Here is a 223-nt window from a genome sequence, read left to right as displayed (position 1 = left end):
ATACGCATACCCGTAATTGTTGCTAATAAAGCGACGTTCACGCTATGCACGAACGTTCCATAATCATGTTGTTTAAACTTTTCCAAATCTAATCGTACTACATCTAAATTCAAATAGACATTTATGGGTTTTAGCTCTTTTAGAATAGTTTCTACGAGCACAACAGTTTTTTCAATCTGCTCAGGTTGAATAAGCCTCGCTTCATGATAAATGCCCCATAAAG

At 35.9% G+C, this 223-nt stretch carries 1 pseudogene; it reads right to left on the bottom strand.

Features of this window, described 5'->3' with window-relative positions:
• Positions 1-223, bottom strand: a pseudogene (locus tag DSOL_RS28625) (HD-GYP domain-containing protein); the annotation flags it as partial.

It is taken from the genome of Desulfosporosinus metallidurans (genome assembly GCF_001936615.1).
GTDB classification, from domain to species: domain Bacteria; phylum Bacillota; class Desulfitobacteriia; order Desulfitobacteriales; family Desulfitobacteriaceae; genus Desulfosporosinus; species Desulfosporosinus metallidurans.
Note: the sequence above shows the minus strand (reverse complement) of the source record. Positions and strands in the feature narration are given on the sequence as shown.